This window comes from Streptomyces sp. NRRL F-2664, from assembly GCF_000719345.1.
Classification (GTDB): domain Bacteria; phylum Actinomycetota; class Actinomycetes; order Streptomycetales; family Streptomycetaceae; genus Streptomyces.
Genome location: NZ_JOFX01000602.1, coordinates 1 through 234, shown reverse-complemented (window position 1 = coordinate 234; position 234 = coordinate 1). Strand labels below are relative to the sequence as shown.

Below are 234 nucleotides of genomic sequence, written 5' to 3'. Positions count from 1 at the left end.
CGCCCCTCCTCCACTGCGGGGGAGAACCGCTGCTCGGGTGCGGCGAGCTCGCCCTTGTCGTCGAGGGTGCGCAGGCGGGTCGCGGCCAGCGCCGGCACGGGCGATCCGGGGATCTCCTCGTAGCCGATCTCGGTCACGGCGCCGAGGGGGGAGGCGACGCGGGTGATGACGGGGCCGTGTCCGGCCAGCGGCCGCCCGTACTCCAGGGCCGTCACCGCGCCGTCGCTGCCGGTG

The 234-nt window shown here is 76.9% G+C and carries 1 protein-coding gene; it reads right to left on the bottom strand.

Annotated elements, in window-relative coordinates; genetic code table 11:
* On the bottom strand, positions 1-234 hold a 234-nt coding region (locus tag IF89_RS40355), incomplete at both ends, for a hypothetical protein (protein ID WP_043195222.1).